Source organism: Streptomyces sp. NPDC005566 (genome assembly GCF_040605575.1).
GTDB lineage: Bacteria > Actinomycetota > Actinomycetes > Streptomycetales > Streptomycetaceae > Streptomyces.
In genome coordinates this window covers 67,766-87,842 of record NZ_JBEXDB010000004.1, presented here as the reverse complement: position 1 = coordinate 87,842, position 20,077 = coordinate 67,766, and the positions used below count along the sequence as shown (strand labels likewise).

Sequence of the window (20,077 nt, the reverse complement as noted above, 5' to 3'; positions counted from 1 at the left end):
GAAGGACCGTGGTTGCCGGTTCGGGGGTTCAGATCAGGTCGGCCTGCGCGGGGGCATCGTCCAGGAAGCCGCCCGACTGGTGCTGCCAGAGCTTCGCGTAGGTGCCGTCGGATGCGAGCAGCTCCTGGTGCGTGCCCTGCTCGACGATCCGCCCCCGGTCCAGGACGACGAGCCGGTCCATGGTGGCGACCGTGCTGAGCCGGTGCGCCACCACCAGCGCGGTCCGCCCCTCCATGAGGTGCCACAGCGCCTTCTGGACAAGGACCTCGCTTTCGGAGTCCAGTGCGCTGGTCGCCTCGTCGAGCAGGAGGATCGGCGCGTCGCGCAGGATCGCCCTGGCGAGGGCGACCCGCTGCCGCTGGCCGCCGGACAGCTTGACACCCCGCTCGCCCACCATGGTGTCGAAGCCGTCCGCCAGGCCGTCGGCGAACTCCGTGACGTGAGCCGCCTCGGCCGCGCGGCGGATCTCGGCTTCGGTGGCGTCGGGCCGGGCGAACGCGATGTTGTCCCGCAGCGTGCGGTGGAACATCGCCGGGTCCTGGGGTACGTAGGCGATCAGGCTGCGCAGATCGGCCTGGCGCAGCTTGGTGATGTCCTGCCCGCCGATCAGGATCCGGCCGGAATCGATGTCCGTCATGCGCAGCAGCAGTCGGCCGAGCGTGGTCTTTCCGCCGCCGGACCGGCCGACGAGTCCGATCTTCGCACCGCTGCTCACGTCGAGGTCGAGGCGCTCGAAGAGCGGCTTCGCGCCCGCGTGGGCGAAGGTCACCTGCTCGAAGCGTACGTCGGCGGCCTTCGACAGCAGCGGTTCGGGCGACGGCGGGTCGAGCACGACGGGCTGTTCCAGCAGCAGTTCGGTGAACTGCCCGGCCTCCGTCATCGAGCTCTCCAGGCGACGGTAGATCTGGTTGAACTCGAACATGATCCGCGTCGCGTTGGTGTAATACGTGAAAGCTACGACGACCGCCTCCACGCCGTGTCCTCCCCCGCCGAGGGTCACCGCGAGCAGCAGGCCCATGGCGTTGGTGAGCACCGACATCGGAGCGACGAGCGTGTCGATGCGCAGGTTGCCGTAGTCCCAGGACCTCAACGTGAGCCGGCGCGACTTCGCGACGCGTGAGCGGTGCTCGGCGGCCTCGCGTCGCTCGGCGCCGAAGGCCCGGACCGTGTCCATGTTCATGAGGCTGTCGGCGACGTGCCCCGACACCTGGGCGATCGCCTCCTCCCGCTGGTCCACGAGCGCCTGCCGGCGGCGGATGAGAGGCATCACGCACAGGGCGGTCACCACGATCATCGCCAGGAGACCCACGACGAGCAGCGGTTCGTAGCTCCACAGCACGACCGACCCGAACAGCAGCGGCACGAAACTGCCCACGACCGAGAAGGTCAGGGTGTCGACGAACTCCTCGAAGCGCGAGGCGAAACTCAGGACCCGCTTGGTCAGCGACCCGGCGAAGTTCTCGTGGAAGAACGTGGCGTCCTTGGCGAACAGTTCGTCCATGCCGATCACGTAGAGGTGCTCGATGCCGCGGGCGTCGAGGCGGTTCAGGAAGTGCAGACCGATGCGCCAGAACGCCTCCGCGAGCAGCAGGACACCGGCGAAGCCGAGCACGTAGGGCATCATCGAAGTGAAGGTGGTGGTGCCGCCGTCGGCGATGTGGCCGACGAGTTTCGCGACGATCAGCGGCGCGATGTAGTTGATGCCGATGTTGCCCAGTGCCGGCGACAGCATCGCGGGTGCCGTCAGCCATCGGAGCCGGGCCAACTCCTTGCCGTAGTAACGCAGTGCCAGGAGCACGGACCCTTGGCCCGGCGATTCCTCGTGTGCCTCGGTCAGTCCCATTCCCACCCTGTGCGGTCGTGCGGCGGGCCCGCTCCGAGCGTCTCCGGGGAGGCGTCGTCGCGGTACCGGCCGCGGGGCGATCCGGTTCGGCTGCATGCCTCGGCGGGATCGCCTTCCGACCGAGCAGGGCATGACTGCGGAGCCCCCACACGGCTCGCGGTGATGTGTCCGCGCGAGTACGGGGGGCCAGGAATCGCAGTCTCCCGCGTCGGCGTCGGGGCGGTCCACGCGTTTTTCTCGGCCACCGGCAACGCCGCAATCGGGTCATCCCCACCCCTGCCGGTGGGCCACGGAAAGCGGGGCCGGCACCGGGGGTACGGAGCCCATCAGGACTCGCGAGGCAGGCCGGGCGGGGTGTACCGGTTCGCCTTGTCCGGGGAGCGCGCGCCGGTGCCCGGTGGCACGCTGCTCGGTACGAGGTGCGTGACCTTCCCTGACCGTCCGTGCTGCCCCCTGCGACCCGAGGAACCACCGTGATCACTACTGACTTCGTCCCCGGCTCCCCGTGCTGGCTCGATCTCGGCGCGCGCGATGTCGCGGCGTCGGTGGCCTTCTACGGCGCCGTGTTCGGCTGGGAGTTCCAGAGCCTCGGTCCCGGTGCGGAGGAGTACGGCGCCTTCAAGCTGGACGGCAAGGCAGTCGGTGGTCTGGGCCGGCTCACCGAGGAGGGGGCCCGTTCGGCGTGGATGATCTACTTCCACACGTCGGACGCCGCTGCGACGACCGAGACCGTTCGGCGCCTCGGCGGCACCGTGCGGGTCGAGCCGATGGACGCCGACGGCGCGGGCCGGATGGCGCAGTACACCGACCCGCGCGGGGCCCAGTTCGCCGTCTGGCAGCCCGGGACGATGAACGGGCTGGAGGTCGCGGACCAGCCGGGATCCCTGTGCTGGACCGAGCTGTACACGACGGACGCGGCCGGCGCCAAGGACTTCTACGGCAACCTGTTCGGCTGGACGACCCAGGACATGCCCCTTCCGGGCGGCGGCGGAACGTACTCGATGATCGCCCCGGCCGGTCGGCCGCCGGAGCGCATGCACGGCGGCCTGATGGAGATGGCTGCCGACCAGCTCGTCGCGACGGGCGGTCGGGCCTCCTGGCATCCGGTGTTCGCCTCCGGGGACTGCGACAGCACGGTCGACCTGGTCAGGGCCAACGGCGGCTCGGTGCTGATGGGCCCCGAGGACGCGGAGGGAGTCGGGCGGCTGGCCCTCTGCGCCGACCCGGCGGGCGCGGACTTCGTAGTCCTCACCCCGGCCCCGATGTAGGCCCTGCTCCGGTCGGCCGCGGTGGTACCGGGCGGGGGCGGCCGGCACCCCGGGAGGCCGCCCGCGCGGTGGGCCGAACCGGCGGGAATGCCCCCGCGGCTTCCCTTGGACGGACCTACCGCGGTTGTGCCTGCCCCGGGGACGGCGGATTCTGTAGGGGATGGATGGGGCTGATGTGGCGCCATTGACTGCATGGAACGCTGAGCAGAGTGCCGACTTCCGTGGTCCCCTCGATGTCACCCGGGCGGCCACGGCGGTGGTCGACGCCCAGGACACCGTCATCGGATGGAGCCCTGCGGCGGAGCGGCTCTTCGGTTTCCCCCCGGACGAGGTCATCGGCCGGCCTCTGGCCACGTTCCTGTCACCCGGCCCGTCGCCCTCCGATCCCCCTCTCCGTTCCCGCTTCCGGGGGAACGAGACCTGTGTCGCCCGGCACCGGGACGGGCGTGAGCTGGTCGTCGCCACCGCGGTGTGTCCCCTGCGGGGCGGCGGCACGGCGGAGCGCGTCCTCGTCGCGACGGAGCTGAAGGACCTCCGGCTGTGGGAATCCCAGCTGGCCCTGTTGAACGGTCTGGCCACCCAGTCACCCCTCGGCCTGGCCATCTACGACACCGATCTGCGCCTGACCTGGTGCAACGCGGCGTACGAGCAGGAGATTGGACGACCGTTCGCCGAGTTCCGTGGTCTGCGGGCCGATGAGCTGTACTCCGGAGGAAGCTTCCTGACCAAGGGGCATCCGCCGACGCTCGACGCGGTCATGCGTCATGTACTGGACACGGGCGAACCCTTTCTGGATTTGCATTTCCAGGGCAGGCCACCCAGTGACCCGCAGACGGACCACCTCTGGTCCTGCGCGTACTACCGTCTCCAGGACGCCGACGGACACGTGCTCGGGGTGTGCGAGGACGCCTTCGACATCTCCGATCGCTACCGGGCCCAGCGGCGGCTGGCCCTGCTGGTCGAGGCAGGCCGCGGCATCGGCACGGCCCTCGATGTGGTGGTCACCGCCGAGAAGATCACCGAGGTGGCGGTGCCGGCGTTCGCCGTCACGGTCACGGTCGACCTTTCGAGGGCGGTACTGGAGGGCGAGGTGCCGGCCACCGGAGGCTCGGCGGAGATGGCTCTGGTCAGGGTCGCCCGCCGCTCGGCCGAGGAAGCCGACCAGGAGAAGGCGGGCCGGCGGTCTCCTCCCCCGGTGAGGCATTCCCCCCTGGAGTACCCGCACGGCTCCCCGCAGTACCGCAGCCTCGCCTCGGGCGGGCTCGTCCTCGACGACACGACCCTGGTCGTCCCGCTGCGGGCCGGGAACAGCACGCTGGGACTGGTCACCTTCGTCCGCACCACCAGTGGGGCCACCTTCGACAGCGGCGAAGTGGCACTGGCCGACGAGTTGGTCGCCCGTACGGCAGTGTCGATCGACAACGCCCGGCGCTTCACCCGTGAGCGCACCGCCTCCCTGGCCCTGCAGCGCCAGCTGCTGCCGCAGCACGTGCCGCAGCAGTCCGCCGTCGACCTGGCCTACCGCTACCTGCCCACGGACGCCGTGACGGGGGTCGGCGGTGACTGGTTCGACGTCATCCCGCTGTCCGGGACCCGGGTCGGGCTCGTGGTCGGCGACGTGGTCGGCCACGGCCTGCAGGCAGCGGCCACGATGGGGCGGCTGCGTACGACCGTGCGCGCGTTCGCGCAGATGGACATCGATCCTGACGAGCTGCTGTCACGGCTCGATGACCTCGTGGGGCAGCCGGCGGAGGAGCGGTGGGGCGAGCTGGGCACGCCCGAGGCCGATGTGACCATCGGTGCGACATGCCTCTACGCGGTGTACGACCCTGTCTCGCGGCGCTGTGTCATGGCCCGGGCCGGACACCTGCCACCGGCGGTCGTCGACCCGGACAGAGGTGCGTCCTTCCCGGACCTGCCGGCCGGCCCGCCACTGGGCCTCGGCGGCCTGCCGTTCGAGTCCATGGAGATCGAGCTGCCGGAGGGCAGTCTGCTGGCCCTCTTCACCGACGGCCTGGTCGAGTCCCGCGACCGGGACATCGATGAGGGACTCGCCATCCTGGGCCGTGTACTCGGCGACCGTCACGCGTCGCTCGAAGAGCTGTGCGACCGGGCCGTCGCTGAACTCCTGCCGGGCGGCACAACGGCCGACGACACCGCGCTGTTGCTCGTCCGCACCCGCGAACTCGACCGATCGCAGGTCGCCGAGTGGGAGCTGCCCGCAGAACCGATCGCCGCGAGCCGCGCCCGGGAGCTGGCCAACGAACAGTTGCACGAATGGGGCCTGGAGGAGCTGTCGTTCGCCACCGAACTCGTGGTCAGCGAACTGGTGACCAACGCGGTCAGGTACTCCGGAGGGCCGCTCCACGTACGCCTCATCCGCGACCGCACCCTTCTGTGCGAGGTCGCGGACACCAGCCACACGTCACCGCACCTGCGCCACAGCGGCGAGGACGACGAAGGCGGGCGCGGCCTGTTCATCATCGCGCAACTCGTCCAGAGGTGGGGAACGCGCTACACCCGCTCCGGCAAGACCATTTGGACCGAGCAGGCCTTCCCTTCGACGGGATGAACCCCAGCACCCACGTCATGAGTTAGGTTAGGCATACCTAAGTAACCGTCCCTGGCTCCGCCGCCCGCTCCCCTGGAGAATGTGGATGCACCCGTTCAGCGCCCGCCCCACCCGGCCGACCCCCGCCGAACGCGTGCGGTCGATCCTGACCGCGGCCCATTCGATGACGGTCGTGAGCGACGGCCTTCAATCCGAGGTACGCCACCTCGACGGCAAGGGCGCCATGGGGCACATCCACATGCACGAACCGTCCGAGACCGGGCCCTCCCTTCCTTCCCCGCGAATCCCCGTACGGCTCGAGTTCACCGACATCGCACCCACGCCCGTACGCGACCGACTGCGCGCCCGCGTCACGGTGACCGGCCTGCTGGCAGCCCCGTACACGGCCGAATCCACGCAGAGCACCTGCATGGAGTTCGGTCAGGCCGTACTCCATGACTCCGGCGGCCGGGCGTTCGTCACGCTGGACGCGCTGCAGGCGACGGACCTCGATCCGATCGCCACGAGCGAGGCGGGCATGCTGACCCATCTCATCGACGGCCACAGAGAGCTGGTTCCCCTGCTCCTGCGCCTCGTGCGGCCGAAGCTGACCAGGGGGATCGCGCGCGCCGTCCCGGTGGCGATGGACCGGTACAGCGTGACGCTGCGTCTGGAGAGCCACAGCACCCACCGGGACGTCCGGCTTCCGTTCGCCACGCCCGTGACCGACATCGCTCAAGCCCGCCCGCAGATCCACGCACTCCTGGCGGCTGCCCGCCGCGCCTCCCACCCCAATCGCCTGCTCGCCTGACCCCCGACCACGGGCTCGGGCGTTCGGAACGCCGCCCCGTTCGTCCGGGTCACCGTCGGAGGGACGGGGCGGGCACGCCCCCGCACCGGAGGAGGAACGGGGCGGGCATGCCCCTACCGGGCGGCCCTGTCCATCAGTTCGAAGAAGGTGTCACCTCGCACCACCTCGAACGGGTCCGTGAGCAGTTCGCCGAGCTCGGCGATGTCGCTCGGCGTCCAGTTCCACGCGTTGACCGCTCCGGCGATGAACAGCGGACCGTTCCCGTCCCAGTCCTCGATGTGTTTCACCAGGCCGTCCCGGTACTCGGCCGCGTTGCCCTGCGGCCAGTAGTTGCCGATCACCGGCAGTCCCGCGGGCCGGATCCGGAGGTCACCGGTCTCCCAGGACTGGATGATGCCGCGCAGCGGGGTGTGGTCCCGGTAGGAGCGGACGATGCGCTCGTCGAAGGGGACCCATCCGTTGCCCTCCTGGAGCCGTTGGTTGTAGGCGTAGACCAGGTCCATGCCGGTGCGGCGCAGGAAACTCCCGGTGAGCCGGGTGTACGCGTCCAGCGCCTCCTGCGGCCAGGAACCGGGGTAGGTGTACCCGGCGCCGGACGGGCCGCAGATCAGCAGGTCGTTGGCCGTGGCGGTGCGCTGGTAGTGGGCCAGCAGTGCGGGGCCGATGTCGGCCAGGAGCGGGCTGACCGTCCAGTTGACGGGCACCTCCCCGCGGGCCGGGTCGTCCCACAGGTCGCGCATGCGGCGCTGGCAGTACTGGATGTTGTCGCCCTCGCCGACGGTGAGCGTGAGGTACACCCGCTTGCGAAGCGTCGCCCGCGGGCGGGGGCGGACGCGGTCGGAGACCTTCGCCCCGGTTCCGGCGTGGACCGTGCCGTTCATGTAGAAGTCGGTGGGCACCACTTCCACGCCATGCTGTGAGGCCCGGTCGACGCCGCCCCACTCCCCCGCCACGTCGTTGGAGAACCAGCCGCAGTACGGGGTGGTCGGCTCGACCCGGCTGAACACCTCGTCGAGCAGTTCCCCGGTGGCCCCCGAGGGGGGCAGCCACACCACCATGGCCCGGGAGGCGACCGCGTAGTCGCGGAAGTACGGGAACGGCTCGACGCGGGTGGGCGACGTGGTCGTGGCGGTGACGAGGTACTGGTTCCAGAGGTCGGCGTCGACCGTCAGCCGAGTGGTCCCGGCCGGTGCGGTGAACCGGTAGATGAAGTAGCCGCCGCCGTCGCAGAAGCGGTTGCCGTCACTGCCGACGGAGGAGTTGAGTCCGTCGAAGAGGTACGGGGCCTCGGCGTCCGTACCCGGCGCGAAGGAAGCGATCTCCTGGCCGTCGGCCCGTACGGTGATCCGTCCCACCGAGGCGCCCCAGCCGTCGTCCCCGAGGGAGTCCTGGAAGCGGAGGAACGCGCCGTCGGGGCCGGGGAGTTCGGTGCTGAGGTCGAAGGTGCGCACCGCACGGTTTGAGGAGTCGCGGACACGGTTCGGCTCGCGGGCGATCTCCCGCCACCGGACACCGTCCACCTTCACGGTCCTGGTGGGCGGCAGTCCGGCCAGCAGGGTGTGGGCGCAGCGGGGGAAGAGGTTGTCCAGTTGCCAGCGGTAGACCGCGTGCGGGTCGCCGGCGGCGAAACGGCCTCGCAGATCGGCGACGACCTTGAGGCCGTACCGGGCCGCCTGCTCGGCGGTGGCCGCGACGGCGTTCTCCAGTCCGGCCAGGGTCGTGGCCACGTTCACCGAGTCGGGGACCTCGGGGTCGTGCAGGACGGCGCCGCGGACCTCGCTGCGGTAGCGGCCGATCAGGTCGAGGGCGTTGTCGTGGCGGGTGACGTCGGCACCGGTGCCGGGCAGCCAGCGCAGGTCCAGGCCACTGGCGTCGTAAGCGAAGTAGAGGCGAGGGCGGCGTCGGTTGACGACTCCCTGGAGGGTGGTCAGCAGCAGCTGATCGTCACCGTGGAGCGTGCTCACGTCGGCGACGTCGAGCCTGGTGGCACGGCCGAATGACGGCAGAAGGCGGGTGGGACCGCCTTGTGCGGCGGCGGCGGCCGGGCCGGGGAGGCCGAGGCCGAGTCCCGCTGCGGCCAGGATCGTTCCGTTGGTCAGCAGGAAGTCTCTTCGGGAAACCATGGACGATCACTGCTCCTCAGGTGCGGAGTTGACATCGTTGTCATCAGCCAGTGAAGGTAGCGACGCCTGTGGCACGTGTAAAGGGTCCGGACACGAGTGCGCACATCAACGCGCACCATGCGCACCCCATTTGGGATCAACTCGGAAGAGCGTGCCAGGGCGCACCGAACCGGCGTGATCCGGACGAGGCGCTCACGTCGGAAGCGTGGGCGCGTAGGTCGAGTGGAAGACCAGGGAGGCCGCGCCGATGGCAGCGGCGTCGGCTCCCATCGGAGCGATCTCCACCCGCACGTCGTGCAGACGGCGGTTGAACGAGCGGGTGTTCACCGCTTCCGCCATGGCGTCGCGGAAGGCATCCGCGGTCTCGCGCAGGGCCGGGCCGCCGATCAGGAGGAGGTCCACATCGAGCAGGTTGACGATGCTCACGGCAGCGTCGGCCAGCCGCGCGGCGACACCCCGGATGATTGCCCCAGCGTCGGGGTCCCCGGCCCGGAAGGCCGCGCAGATCGCGGCATGGGTCAGCCGGTGGCCGGTGCGAGCGGCGTGCGCGGCCTCGATCGCGGCGGGGCTGCATTCGGCCTCGAGGCACCCGCGGTTGCCGCAGTAGCACTCGGCCCCGCCGGGGACGACGGTGAGGTGGCCGAACTCCGCCGCACTGAAGGACCGCCCCCGGTAGATCTGGTGGTCGAGGACGAGGCCTCCGCCGATTCCCGTACCGAAGTACAGGTACGCGTAGCTGGGCACGGACCGGCCGGCGCCGGCCCAGCGTTCGCCGATCGCGGCGGCGGTGGCGTCGTTGTCGAAGGCGACGGCGAAGCCGGTGGCCTCCTCCAGGAGCGCCCGCAGGGGGATCCGGTCCCAGTCGTTCAGCTGGGGCGGCGAGTACATGGTGCCGTCCGCGTCCAGCGGGCCGGGGCACGCGAGTCCGACACCGAGGATCCGGGCGTCGGGGACCTGGGCGGCGTCCAGCAGGAACCGTGCGGCCCTCGCCATGACGGCGATCACGGCCGCGGGCCGGATTCCGTGGGTCAGGGTGCGGCGGCAGGTCCGTACCGGGATCCCGGCCAGGTTGGCGAGGACGACGGTGATTTCGGCGGGATCGAAGTGGATCCCGATCGCGTATCCGGCGTCGGGATCGATCCGCAGGATCGTGCGCGGTTTGCCGCCGGTGGACGGAAGCGTGCCGCCCTCGCGTACGAGTCCCTGGCCGAGGAGTCGTCGCACGATCACGGAGACGGTCTGCGCGGTGAGGCCCGTCCGGTCGGCGATCTGGACCCGGCTGATTCCGTCCGAGGTCTGGATCGCCTCCAGCACCACGGCCTGGTTGTAACTCCCCATACCGGGGTGGTTCGTTCCCATCGGCATGCGAGGCAATATCACACAGCGTATTGACTTAGTAAATCAGACTGACTTACGTTTCCCGGCACTTGAGGCACGACAGCGCACAACACCGTCACTAGGAGGACGAGTTGAAGAGGCGCACTCTGCTGGCCGGGGCACTCGCGACGACAGCCGCCGGTGCGACCGCCGTCACCGGTTGTTCGAGTGGTTCCGGGAAGAAGTCGAACGAGATCGAGGTCCTCTACCGGGTGGAGCCGACCTGGCCCCACCTGGAGAAGTCCCTCGAGGGAGCCAGGACCGAGTACGAGGCCGCCCACCCGGACGTCAAGATCAAACTGACGGCCGTCCAGGGCTCCAACGAGGACTACTACACCAAGCTCGCCCTGCTGAACCGGTCCGCCGACTCCGCCCCCGACGTCTACCTCCACGACACCTTCCAGGTGAACGCGGACGTCGCCGCCGGGAAGCTGGCCCCGCTGGACGACTTCCTCGCCAAGTGGCCCGACTGGCAAGCGCAGTTCCCCGAGCCGGTCCAGAAGGCGGCGCAGGGTCTCGACGGGAAGACGTACGGGGTGCCCATCTCGACCGACACCCGCGGTCTCTGGTACCACAAGGACGTCTTCCAGGCCGCGGGCCTGCCCATCCCCTGGGCGCCGAAGACCTGGGACGACGTGCTGGAGGCGGCGCGTACCGTCAAGCGCAAGGTACGCGGGGTCACGCCGTTCTCCATGTACTCGACGAAGATCCTCGGCGAGGCCGCGACCATGCAGGGCTTCGAGATGCTGCTGTACGGGACACCCGGCGGGACCCTCTTCGAGAACGAGAAGTGGGTGACGTCCGGCAAGGGCATCACCGACTCGCTGACGTTCGTCGACACCGTCTACCGGGAGGACCTCGGCCCGAAGAAGGCCGACGCCCTCCACGCCAAGCTCGGCGACAAGGTGCTCCTGGAGTGGTTCCCCAACGGCAAGCTCGGCATCGCACTGGACGGCGCTTGGGCCTCGGGCGCCTGGAAGCCGACGAGCCCCACGCCCTGGGCCGACTGGACGAAGAAGATGGGCTGGACCCCGATGCCCACCCAGAACGGTGAGGCGCCGGGCGCGGTGAGCATGTCGGGCGGCTGGGTGATGGCGGTGAGTTCGTACAGCAAGCGCAAACAGGAGGGCTTCGACTTCATCACGTTCGCGATGAACAAGAAGCACGCCATGGAGTACTCGCTGGGCACCGGTGACCTCGCGGTCCGCAAGGACGTGGCGTCCGATCCGCAGTACGTCGCGGAGAACCCGTCGGTCGAGTTCTGGACCGACCTCGCGAAGGTGTCGCACTACCGGCCGGCGTACGAGGCGTATCCGAAGGTCTCCACGCAGATCCAGGAGGCGATGGAAGCGGTCACGCTCGGCTCGAAGTCGCCCGAGGAGGCGGCCGAGCAGTACGCGGAGGGTGTGAAGCGGGCCGTAGGAGCCGACAACGTTGTCGGCAAGGCGTCGTGACGCTCACCGCGGCGGCCGGACCGAAGCGGGCGCCGGCGGCGAACACGCTGCCGTCGCCTGCGCGGCGCGGGAAGACCCTTCGCTGGCTGCTCCCCCTGGGCCCCACGCTCGTACTGCTGGCGATCTTCCTGGTGGGCCCGGTCGGGTGGAGCGTGTACGTCGCGTTCACGAACGAGACGCTCACCGGCTCGGCGTCCGTCAATGCCCGCTTCATCGGGCTCGACAACTTCACCCGGCTCTTCGACGACGAGGCGTTCGTCAGCTCGCTGTTCCGGACCCTCGTCTTCGTCCTCGGCTCGGCCGTCATCGGGCAGAACGTCCTCGGCATGCTCATCGCCCTGCTCCAGCGCGGCAAGAGCCGCATGACGCGCGGCGTGGTGAACGGCGTGGTCATCGCCGCGTGGGTGATGCCCGAAGTGGTCGCCGCCGCCTGCTGGTTCTCGTTCCTCGGCGATGAGGGCACCCTGAACTCGCTGTTCGGGATCCACCAGGAGTGGCTGGTCGACGCACCGCTCTTCGCGGTGATCCTCGCCAACGTCTGGCGCGGCACCGCGTTCTCGATGCTCGTGTACTCGGCGGCGCTCTCCGAGGTCCCGCGCGACCTCCTGGAAGCCGCGAAGGTGGACGGCGCCTCCACCCTCCGTACGTTCTTCCAAGTCACGCTGCCCCTGATCCGCCGCTCGGTCCTGTCCAACCTGATGCTGACGACCCTCCAGACCCTGGCGAGTTTCGGCCTGATCTACGCCTTGACCGGCGGCGGACCGGGCGAGGCCAGCCAGACCACCCCGCTGTACATGTACGAGCAGGCGTTCCGGTACTTCGAGATCGGCTACGGCAGTGCCATGGCGCTGGTGATGCTGGTCATCGGTGCCCTCTTCTCGCTGGTCTACCTGCGACTGATCAAGGTGGAGTCCTGATGGCCCGCTGGGGCGCACGCTGGTCGGCCCACGCCGTACTCGCGCTGATCACCCTGTCCTTCGTCGGCCCCTTCCTCTGGGTGCTGCTCTCCTCCGTCCAGCCCGGATCCTCCCCCGCGGCCGAACCCGCCTTCTCCTTCTCGCTCGACAACTTCAGGGCCGTCCTCACCTACGACACCGTGTACGGACCGCTGCTCAACTCCGTGGTCATCTCCGGAGGGACCGCCGTCCTCACCGTCGTCGTGGCGGGTCTGGCCGCCTACCCGCTCTCCCGCTATCAGCTTCGCTTCAAGCGCCACTTCATGCTCACCCTGCTCTTCTCCACCGGCCTCCCACTGACCGCGATCATGGTCCCGGTCTATGCGATGTTCTTCCGCTTCAGCCTGTACGGCTCGGTCCCCGCGATGGTCCTGTTCCTGACGGCGAGTTCGCTGCCGTTCTCCATCTGGATGATGAAGAACTTCATGGACGGGGTTCCGATCAACCTGGAGGAAGCCGCCTGGGTGGACGGAGCCGGGTGGATGAAGTCGCTGCGGTTCGTCGTCGCCCCGCTGATGGCCCCGGGCATCGCGGTCGTCGCGATCTTCGTGTTCGTCGGCCAGTGGGGGAACTTCTTCGTCCCGTTCGTACTGCTCGACTCCCCGGAGGAGCAGCCGGCGGCCGTCACCATCTACACGTTCTTCTCCCAGTACGGGCGGGTCGCTTACGGCCAGTTGGCCGCGTTCTCCGTCATCTACACCACTCCCGCGGTCCTGCTCTACGTCGCGGTCAGCAAATACCTCTCCGGCTCGTTCAACATGGCCGGCTCGGTGAAGGGATAGCAGGGTGCGCATCGTCGAGGTCGAGTCGACCGACCTGTTCGTCGGATCCGCGGACGATCCGCTGCAGGTCGTACGTGTCACGCTGAGCGAACCGGGACGGGTCGTCATCACCGGCCCCGGTGTGCACGGGGAAGGGAGCGCCGGCGAGATCGGCGTACGGTGCGAGGCCGCCGTGCCCGGCACCGTCGTGCCCATCACCGTCCGATCCGGCGACGCACGGGTGGAGGCGGAACTCACCGTGGCCGAACCGGGGTGGACGGTGTGGATGGTGCCGCACTTCCACTACGACCCGGTGTGGTGGAACACCCAGGCCGCCTACACCACGACCTGGGACGCGGCGGGTGACACCGCCCAGCAGTTCCGGATCGACTTCCAGCAGACCGGCTTCGAGCTGATGCGCCTGCACCTGCGGACCGCCCGCCGTGACCCCGACTACCGCTTCGTCCTGGCGGAGATCGACTACCTCAAGCCGTACTGGGACGCCCATCCCGGCGACCGTGCCCTGCTGCGCCGGCTGCTCGCCGAAGGACGGATCGAGCTGATGGGCGGCACGTACAACGAGCCGAACACCAACCTCACGTCCGCCGAGTCCACCGCCCGCAACCTCGTCTACGGGATCGGGTTCCAGCGCGGCGTCATGGGCGGCGACCCCCGGACCGCCTGGCAGTTGGACGTTTTCGGCCACGACCCGCAGTTCCCGGGTCTGGTCGCCGACGCGGGACTGACGTCGTCGTCGTGGGCGCGAGGCCCGTACCACCAGTGGGGTCCGATGCTCACCGACCGCGACCGGGAACAGGACGGCTGGGGCGACCCGTCGGGGATGCAGTTCCCGGCCGAGTTCGAGTGGCTGTCGCCCAGCGGGCGCGGTGTGCTCACCCACTACATGCCCGCGCACTACAGCGCGGGCTGGTGGATGGACAGTGCGACGACCCTCGGCGAGGCGGAGGACGCGGTCCTCGATCTGTACCGGCTGATGCGCCCGGTGTCCGCGACCCGCAACATCCTGCTGCCCGTGGGTACCGACTACACACCGCCCAACCGCTGGGTCACGGAGATCCACCGCGACTTCGCGGCCCGCTACACTTGGCCGCGCCTGGTGTGTGCGCTGCCTCGCGACTTCTTCGCCGCGGTCCGCGCCGAACTCCCCGCGCCCTCGCCGCAGACCCGGGACATGAACCCTGTCTACACGGGCAAGGACGTGTCGTTCATCGACACCAAGCAGGCCCAGCGCGCAGCCGAGAACCTGCTCACCGACGCGGAGAAGTTCGCCACCATCGACTCGGTCGAGACCGGGGCCGCGTACCCGCACGCCCGCATCGACAAGGCGTGGCGGCAGCTCGCGTACGGCGCGCATCACGACGCGATCACCGGATCCGAGTCCGACCAGGTCTATCTGGACCTGGTGACGAGTTGGCGGGAGGCGTACGACACGGGGCGCGACGTGCTGGACGCGTCGCTGCGCAGTCTGGGCGCGGAGGGCGCGATCAGCGTGTTCAACCCGTCCGCCTGGCCGCGCACCGACATGGTCCGCATGCACCTGTCGCTGCCTCAGCCAGGTTTTCGGGGCTGGGAGTTCGAGGACGGGACACCGACCCTCGTGGAGAACGGCGTGCTCCACGAGGACGGCTCGCTCGCGGAGGCGGACCTCGTGTTCCTCGCCCGTGACGTGCCCTCGCTCGGCCACCGCCTCTACCGGCCGCGCCCTTCGCGTACGGGCTCCGGCTGGACGCCGTCCGAGGGCCACCGGATCGCGAACTCCACCCACACTCTTGAGATCGACCCCCGGCGCGGCGGCTGCGTCTCCCGGCTGACCGTCGAGGGCCGCGAGCTGCTCCAGCCGGGGCGGGTCGGCAACGAGCTGCTGGTGTACGAGGAGTACCCGTCCCATCCGCGCTACCACGAGGGCCCCTGGCATCTGGTCCCCAGCGGCACGGTGACCGGCTCGGCGGCCCTTCCCGCCGAGTCGGTGACGGTCGAGACGAGTCCGCTGGGCGAGCGGATCACCGTCACGGGCACGGTCGGCCCGGTCTCGTACACCCAGAGGCTCACCTTGTGGCACGGGCTGGACCGGCTCGACGGAGTCACCCACGTCGACGCCTTCGACGGGGCCGACCAGCTGCTCCGGCTGCGCTGGCCGGTTCACGTGCCGGGTGCGCTGCCGGTGAGTGAGGTCGCCGACGCGGTGATCGGGCGCGGCTTCGGGCTCATCGATGTCGACTCCGACGAGCACCCCTGGACCCTGGACAATCCGGCCGGCAACTGGTTCGCGCTGTCGTCGACGGCGCGGGTCCAACTGCCGGGTGGGGAACGGGCGATCGGCATAGCGGAGATCGTCACGCCGGACGGAGGCGGTGCGCGCGACCTGGCGGTGGCCCTGGTCAAGTCAGGGGTGACCAGCACCTGTTCGGCCGCGCCGGGCGCGCGGTACGGAGACCTGGCCTTCGACTCCAACCTGCCCGACGTACGCATCACGGTCGGCGGCCCCGAGGAGAACCCGTTCACCGCGGAGGTGCTGAGCGGTGGGTACGCCGACGCGTTCGCCGAGCAGCTGGCCGCCACCGGCCGGGTGCGTTTGTGGATTCCGGCCGACACCCCGTTGGAGAAGGTGTGGGTGCCCGGCGCCGACCTGCGCGGCGCCCGTACGCTGCCGGTGCTGGTGATCGCCGGCGAGGGTGCGGTGGAGGCTCTCGTGGCGGACCTCGACGACGCCGTGATCGAGGTCGCCGCGGCCGGATCGCTCACCGAGCCGCCGCTCGACGACTACACGGTCGCCCTCGTCAACCAGGGCATGCCGGGCTTCGCCGTGGACTCCGGTGGCGCGCTGCACCTGTCGTTGATGCGCTCCTGCACCGGCTGGCCTTCGGGTGTATGGATCGACCCGCCGCGCCGCACCACTCCCGACGGGTCCGCCTTCCAGCAGCAGCACTGGACCCATTCCTTCGACTACACGCTCCTCGCGGGCGCCGGGGACTGGCGGGCCCGGGGTGTCGTACCGCTCGCCCACGACATCAACCACCCGCTGCGCGCGGCACCCGGCGAGCGCCGGGGCCAACCGGAGCGGCGCTCGTACCTGTCGGTGGAACCTGCCGGGCAGGTGGTCCTCACCGCTCTGAAGCCCACCGGCAACCCCCTGTCCGACGGCCATGTCGCCGGCCCGGTCGAGAGCCTCACGATGCGCTGGCACGAGGCGGTGGGCCGGGACGTACGGGCGGCCATCACCACCGGGCTCCCGGTGACCGAGGTCCGCCGCGCGGACCTGCTGGAACACCCAGGCCGCGTCCTCCCCGGCCTCACCCTGGACCTCGGCGGCATGGACATCGCCACGGTCGTCGCCCCGCTCACCACCACGGGCGGCCCTCCCGCTCCCGGCCGGGAGCCTCACCAGCCGGTCTTCACCCGCTACTGGCTCAACAACACGGGCCCCGCTCCCCTCGGCAACATGCCGCTCGCACTGCACCTCGAACCGTCCGTCCTGCGGAACACCGACGACGAGATCACGGTGACGGTCGCCTCGACACTCGCCGACCAACGGGCTGCGGGGAACGTCGAGTTCATACTCCCCGAGGGCTGGTCGTCCCGGACCGGCCCGCTCCCGTACGACCTCGAGCCCGGGGGTCACACCTCCCGTACGGTCAAGGTCACTCCGCCCGCGGCGGCCGAGCCGGGCACGTACTGGGTGCGGGCGCGCACGGCTCATGACGGCCAGGTCTTCGAGGACGTGACACGGGTGCTGATCGGCGACGCTCCGGCCGACGAGCCGGTCGCGACGCCGGTGACGTCCGAGGTGCGGCTGGCGCCGGGCGAGTCCGGGGCCGTGGAGGTGACGCTCACCTCCCAGGTGCGCACAGCTGTCTCCGTGCAGGCTCAACTCATCAGCCCGTGGGGCACGTTCGAGTTCTTCCCCGACTGGGACAAGGGCACCGAGGTCCCCGCACTCGGCGCGGCCGTGGTGCGCTTCCCCGTCACCGTCCCGGCCGGGACCCGCCCCGGACGCTGGTGGGCCGTGGTCAAGCTGGCGGCGGCAGGCTGGCTGCACTACACCGAGGCGGTAGAGATCGAGGTGACCCCGTGACCGGGCTCGGGGTGGCCGCGCACGTCGGGGCTCGCGCCGTCACCGAGGAGGCCGTGGAGGCACGCGTCACAGCCCTGCGCCGGGGGCCGCTGGCCTCCCGGCTGCCCCGCCCGGGCACGGCGGACGCCCGCAACCTGCGCCGCTGGGTGGTCCAGCTGCTGACGTACGAGGCGGTGATCGAGGACGCGGCGGCGTCCATGCGACTGACCGCTCAACAGGCTTGCCGGCGCCAGGAGTTCAGCTTGTCCGCCGCGCTCGGTACGGGGGGCGTCACAGCAGCCGTCCTCGCTTCGCTCCCGGTCGCAGGAGCCGTGTACGACCGGATCACGGCCCACATCACCGTCCCCCCGTCCGAGGTGCGCGCCTACTACGACCGCAACCGCGACCAGCACCCCGGCACGTACGACACGTCCCGCCCGGCCATCACGGACGAACTGCGCCGAGCGGCAGCGGACCGTCACTTCACCCTCTGGCTCGAACGCCGCCACGCGACGACGGTCACCCTCCACCCCGGCTTCGAGCACCCGGCCGACCCTCGCCACGCGGACGCCACCCACCGGCACTGACGCGGCACGACGCGGCAGGGCGCTTCACCCCCGAGCGCCCTGCCGCGGGCTGCTCGGAACTGCCACCCTGACGCCGTGACCATTCTCCGCATCTTCGGCGCAGCCCGTCGTCCGGCGCCGAAGCGGACGAACGACGGCCGAGGGGGCAGCAACGTGAGGAAGTACTTACAGCGGGCCAGGATGGTCGAACCGACGGTCTCCCCTGCCGAGCAGGAGCTGTTCGGCGGCCCTCTGCGCTACGACATGGCCTTTGCCGAGCACGAGCGGGCACGACTGGACCTGACGCTGCTCTCGGCGATCCGTGCCATGCCCCGGCTGGTCGCCGGCACACTGCGCAGGGCATGGGTGGCCGACCGGCCGGCGCTGCTCGTCGTCGGCGTCAGTGAGGTCGGACAGGGCATCGCGGCAGCCGTGGGTCTGCTGGCGGTCAACTCCGTGATGCACGCCCTGCTCGGCAGCGGGGACCCCGTCGACCGGCTGCACGCAGCGGTTCCCGCGCTCGTCGTGGGCGCGGTGGTCGCGGTGGTGAACGCCGGCCTCGCCGGTCTGTCCACGTCCCGGGCCGGTCGTCTGGAACCCCTGGTCGAGCGGATCGCGACCACGGAGTACCTGGCCGCGACCACGGTGGTCGAGTTGGAGGCGATAGAGGATCCGGAGTTCCGCCGGCTCATCGATGTGGCCCAGTTCGGCGCTGCCTCCGCACGCCGCATGATCAGCGCGTGCGTGGCCGCGCTGAACGGCACGATCTCCCTGATCGCGACAGCGAGCATCCTGACCGTCCTGCACCCGGCGCTGCTTCCGATGCTGCTGCTGATCGCTGCACCTCGCGGCTGGGGTGCGATGCGGGTCGCGCAGGAGCGGTATGTGTCGGTGATGACATGGGTGGAGCACATGCGCGCCAGCCGTCTGATCGGCAACCTGCTGACCGAGCGCAGTGCGGCGCAGGAGGTGCGGATCCACGGGGTGGGTACGTTCCTGCTGGAGAAGTACCGTGGCATGGCCGAGAGTGCCGAAACCGAACAGAAGCGGCTCGCGAACGGCAAGGCGCTGACCGAACTGGTGGCTGCCGCGCTGTCCGGGCTCGCGATGGCGTGTACGTACGGCGTGATGCTCTGGCTGATCATGGCCGGCCACATGAGCCTGGCCGTGGCCGGTACCGCGGTGATCGCCGTGCGGTCCGGGTCAGCGAGTCTGGGTGGGCTCGTCATGAACATCAACCAGCTGCACGAGGAGAGCCTCTACGTGCAGGACCACGACCGGTTCCTGTCCGAGGCCGCACGACGGGCCATCGCCGACGGCGGGCAGGACCTGCCCGAGCGGGTGGGCCAGGTGGTGCTCGACGAGGTCACCTACCGCTACCCGGACCGCGACACTCCCGCACTGGGCGGGGTCTCGATAACACTTCCCATGGGGTCCGTGACCGCCGTCGTGGGTGAGAACGGCTCGGGCAAGAGCACTCTGATGAAGGTTCTCGCCGGCCTGCTGCTGCCGCAGAGCGGCACGGTGCACTGGGGTGCGGAAGAACTCTCCAAGCTCGATCGCTACCAGGTGTTCGAGCGTGTGGCCCTGCTGACCCAGGACTTCCAGCGCTGGCCGGTGACCGCCGCGCTCAACATCCGCATCGGCCGCCCCGGCCGGCCGGCCGGGCACGAGGATCTGCAGCCCTCGGTCGACTACGCCGGCGCGGCCCCTGTCATCGCGAAACTCCCGCACGGCCTGCGCAGCCTGCTGGCCCGCATGTTCCGCGGAGCGTCCGAACTCTCCGGCGGCGAATGGCAGAAGATCGGCCTCGCCCGCACCCACTGGCGCACCGAAACCTCCCACTCGGACAGCGTGCTGATCGTCGACGAGCCCACCTCGGCGCTCGACCCCGAAGCTGAGATCGCCGCCTTCGACGCCATCCGCCGGCTCGCCGGCCCGCACCGGGCCGTCGTCCTGGTCACCCACCGGATGTCCGGCGTCCGGCACGCCGACACCATCTACGTTCTCGACCGGGGCCGCCTCACCGAACACGGCAGCCACGACGAACTCATGACCGCACAGGGGCGCTACGCGGCCATGTTCGCCACGCAGGCGGCCCAGTACGCACCGGATCCGCAGCCGCATGTCACCGTCCCGCACCCGAGTGCGCCGCCCGACCCGGCAGACGACTCGGCCTCCGGGCGCACTTGCGCCTCACCACCGACGATGGACACGCCGTGAGTGCCGGCCTCCGGGCGCGCTTCCGCGCAGACGAAGCAACGGACCCGGGGCTGCACGACATCAGCGGATGGA

12 protein-coding genes are annotated in these 20,077 nt (G+C 70.2%); 9 read left to right on the top strand and 3 right to left on the bottom strand.

Translation table 11 applies throughout. The features are described 5' to 3' along the window. Window positions 1-28 precede the first annotated feature (28 nt). On the bottom strand, window positions 29-1,843 hold the full coding sequence (locus ABZS61_RS07635) for an ABC transporter ATP-binding protein (protein ID WP_356417233.1): 1,815 nt from the start codon (window positions 1,841-1,843) through the stop codon (window positions 29-31). Between the two features lie 473 nt (window positions 1,844-2,316). Here ABZS61_RS07635 and ABZS61_RS07630 point away from each other — a divergent pair, with 473 nt between their 5' ends. The 3 genes from ABZS61_RS07630 (at window position 2,317) to ABZS61_RS07620 (ending at window position 6,473) form a co-directional block, all read left to right on the top strand. Next, window positions 2,317-3,111: a VOC family protein gene (locus ABZS61_RS07630; RefSeq protein ID WP_356417232.1), complete on the top strand. Its 795-nt coding sequence runs from the start codon at window positions 2,317-2,319 to the stop codon at window positions 3,109-3,111. A gap of 184 nt (window positions 3,112-3,295) precedes the next feature. Continuing rightward, window positions 3,296-5,683, top strand: coding sequence for a SpoIIE family protein phosphatase (locus ABZS61_RS07625; RefSeq protein WP_356417231.1), 2,388 nt, complete (start codon window positions 3,296-3,298; stop codon window positions 5,681-5,683). Window positions 5,684-5,768: 85 nt separating this feature from the next. Next, on the top strand, window positions 5,769-6,473 hold the full coding sequence (locus tag ABZS61_RS07620; RefSeq protein WP_356417230.1) for a DUF2470 domain-containing protein: 705 nt from the start codon (window positions 5,769-5,771) through the stop codon (window positions 6,471-6,473). Window positions 6,474-6,586: 113 nt separating this feature from the next. Here the strand turns inward: ABZS61_RS07620 and ABZS61_RS07615 are convergent, their stop codons facing one another. Then, a complete protein-coding gene (locus ABZS61_RS07615) occupies window positions 6,587-8,596 on the bottom strand; it encodes a GxGYxYP domain-containing protein (RefSeq protein ID WP_356417229.1) in 2,010 nt (669 codons plus the stop codon). Between the two features lie 192 nt (window positions 8,597-8,788). Then, entirely contained in the window at window positions 8,789-9,961 is a 1,173-nt protein-coding gene (locus ABZS61_RS07610) for an ROK family transcriptional regulator (RefSeq protein ID WP_356417228.1), read from the bottom strand. A gap of 104 nt (window positions 9,962-10,065) precedes the next feature. On the opposite strand from ABZS61_RS07610, the gene ABZS61_RS07605 reads away from it, so the two are divergent. The 6 genes from ABZS61_RS07605 (at window position 10,066) to ABZS61_RS07580 (ending at window position 20,005) form a co-directional block, all read left to right on the top strand. Continuing rightward, window positions 10,066-11,427: an extracellular solute-binding protein gene (locus tag ABZS61_RS07605; RefSeq protein ID WP_356417227.1), complete on the top strand. Its 1,362-nt coding sequence runs from the start codon at window positions 10,066-10,068 to the stop codon at window positions 11,425-11,427. Further along, complete coding sequence (locus ABZS61_RS07600; protein WP_356417226.1) at window positions 11,424-12,344, top strand: sugar ABC transporter permease; 921 nt, start codon at window positions 11,424-11,426, stop codon at window positions 12,342-12,344. Before ABZS61_RS07605 ends, ABZS61_RS07600 begins: the two co-directional genes overlap by 4 nt. Further along, on the top strand, window positions 12,344-13,165 hold the full coding sequence (locus ABZS61_RS07595) for a carbohydrate ABC transporter permease (RefSeq protein ID WP_356417225.1): 822 nt from the start codon (window positions 12,344-12,346) through the stop codon (window positions 13,163-13,165). Before ABZS61_RS07600 ends, ABZS61_RS07595 begins: the two co-directional genes overlap by 1 nt. A gap of 4 nt (window positions 13,166-13,169) precedes the next feature. Further along, the gene (locus tag ABZS61_RS07590; protein WP_356417224.1) at window positions 13,170-17,237 is read left to right on the top strand and encodes an NEW3 domain-containing protein; all 4,068 of its coding nucleotides are present in this window, start codon (window positions 13,170-13,172) and stop codon (window positions 17,235-17,237) included. Then, window positions 17,234-17,803, top strand: coding sequence for a hypothetical protein (locus tag ABZS61_RS07585; RefSeq protein ID WP_356417223.1), 570 nt, complete (start codon window positions 17,234-17,236; stop codon window positions 17,801-17,803). Before ABZS61_RS07590 ends, ABZS61_RS07585 begins: the two co-directional genes overlap by 4 nt. Window positions 17,804-17,983: 180 nt before the next feature. Continuing rightward, window positions 17,984-20,005 (top strand): ABC transporter ATP-binding protein, encoded by a 2,022-nt coding sequence (locus ABZS61_RS07580; protein ID WP_356417516.1) that lies wholly within the window; start codon window positions 17,984-17,986, stop codon window positions 20,003-20,005. The last annotated feature ends 72 nt before the right edge of the window (window positions 20,006-20,077 follow it).

What these genes read in the sequence shown, in the direction of transcription:
- ABZS61_RS07595 (WP_356417225.1), top strand. Translation starts at nt 12,344, where the DNA reads ATGGCCCGCTGGGGCGCACGCTGGTCGGCCCACGCCGTACTCGCGCTG.
- ABZS61_RS07610 (WP_356417228.1), bottom strand. Translation starts at nt 9,961, where the DNA reads ATGCCGATGGGAACGAACCACCCCGGTATGGGGAGTTACAACCAGGCC.
- ABZS61_RS07580 (WP_356417516.1), top strand. Translation starts at nt 17,984, where the DNA reads ATGGTCGAACCGACGGTCTCCCCTGCCGAGCAGGAGCTGTTCGGCGGC.
- ABZS61_RS07620 (WP_356417230.1), top strand. Translation starts at nt 5,769, where the DNA reads ATGCACCCGTTCAGCGCCCGCCCCACCCGGCCGACCCCCGCCGAACGC.
- ABZS61_RS07635 (WP_356417233.1), bottom strand. Translation starts at nt 1,843, where the DNA reads ATGGGACTGACCGAGGCACACGAGGAATCGCCGGGCCAAGGGTCCGTG.
- ABZS61_RS07615 (WP_356417229.1), bottom strand. Translation starts at nt 8,596, where the DNA reads ATGGTTTCCCGAAGAGACTTCCTGCTGACCAACGGAACGATCCTGGCC.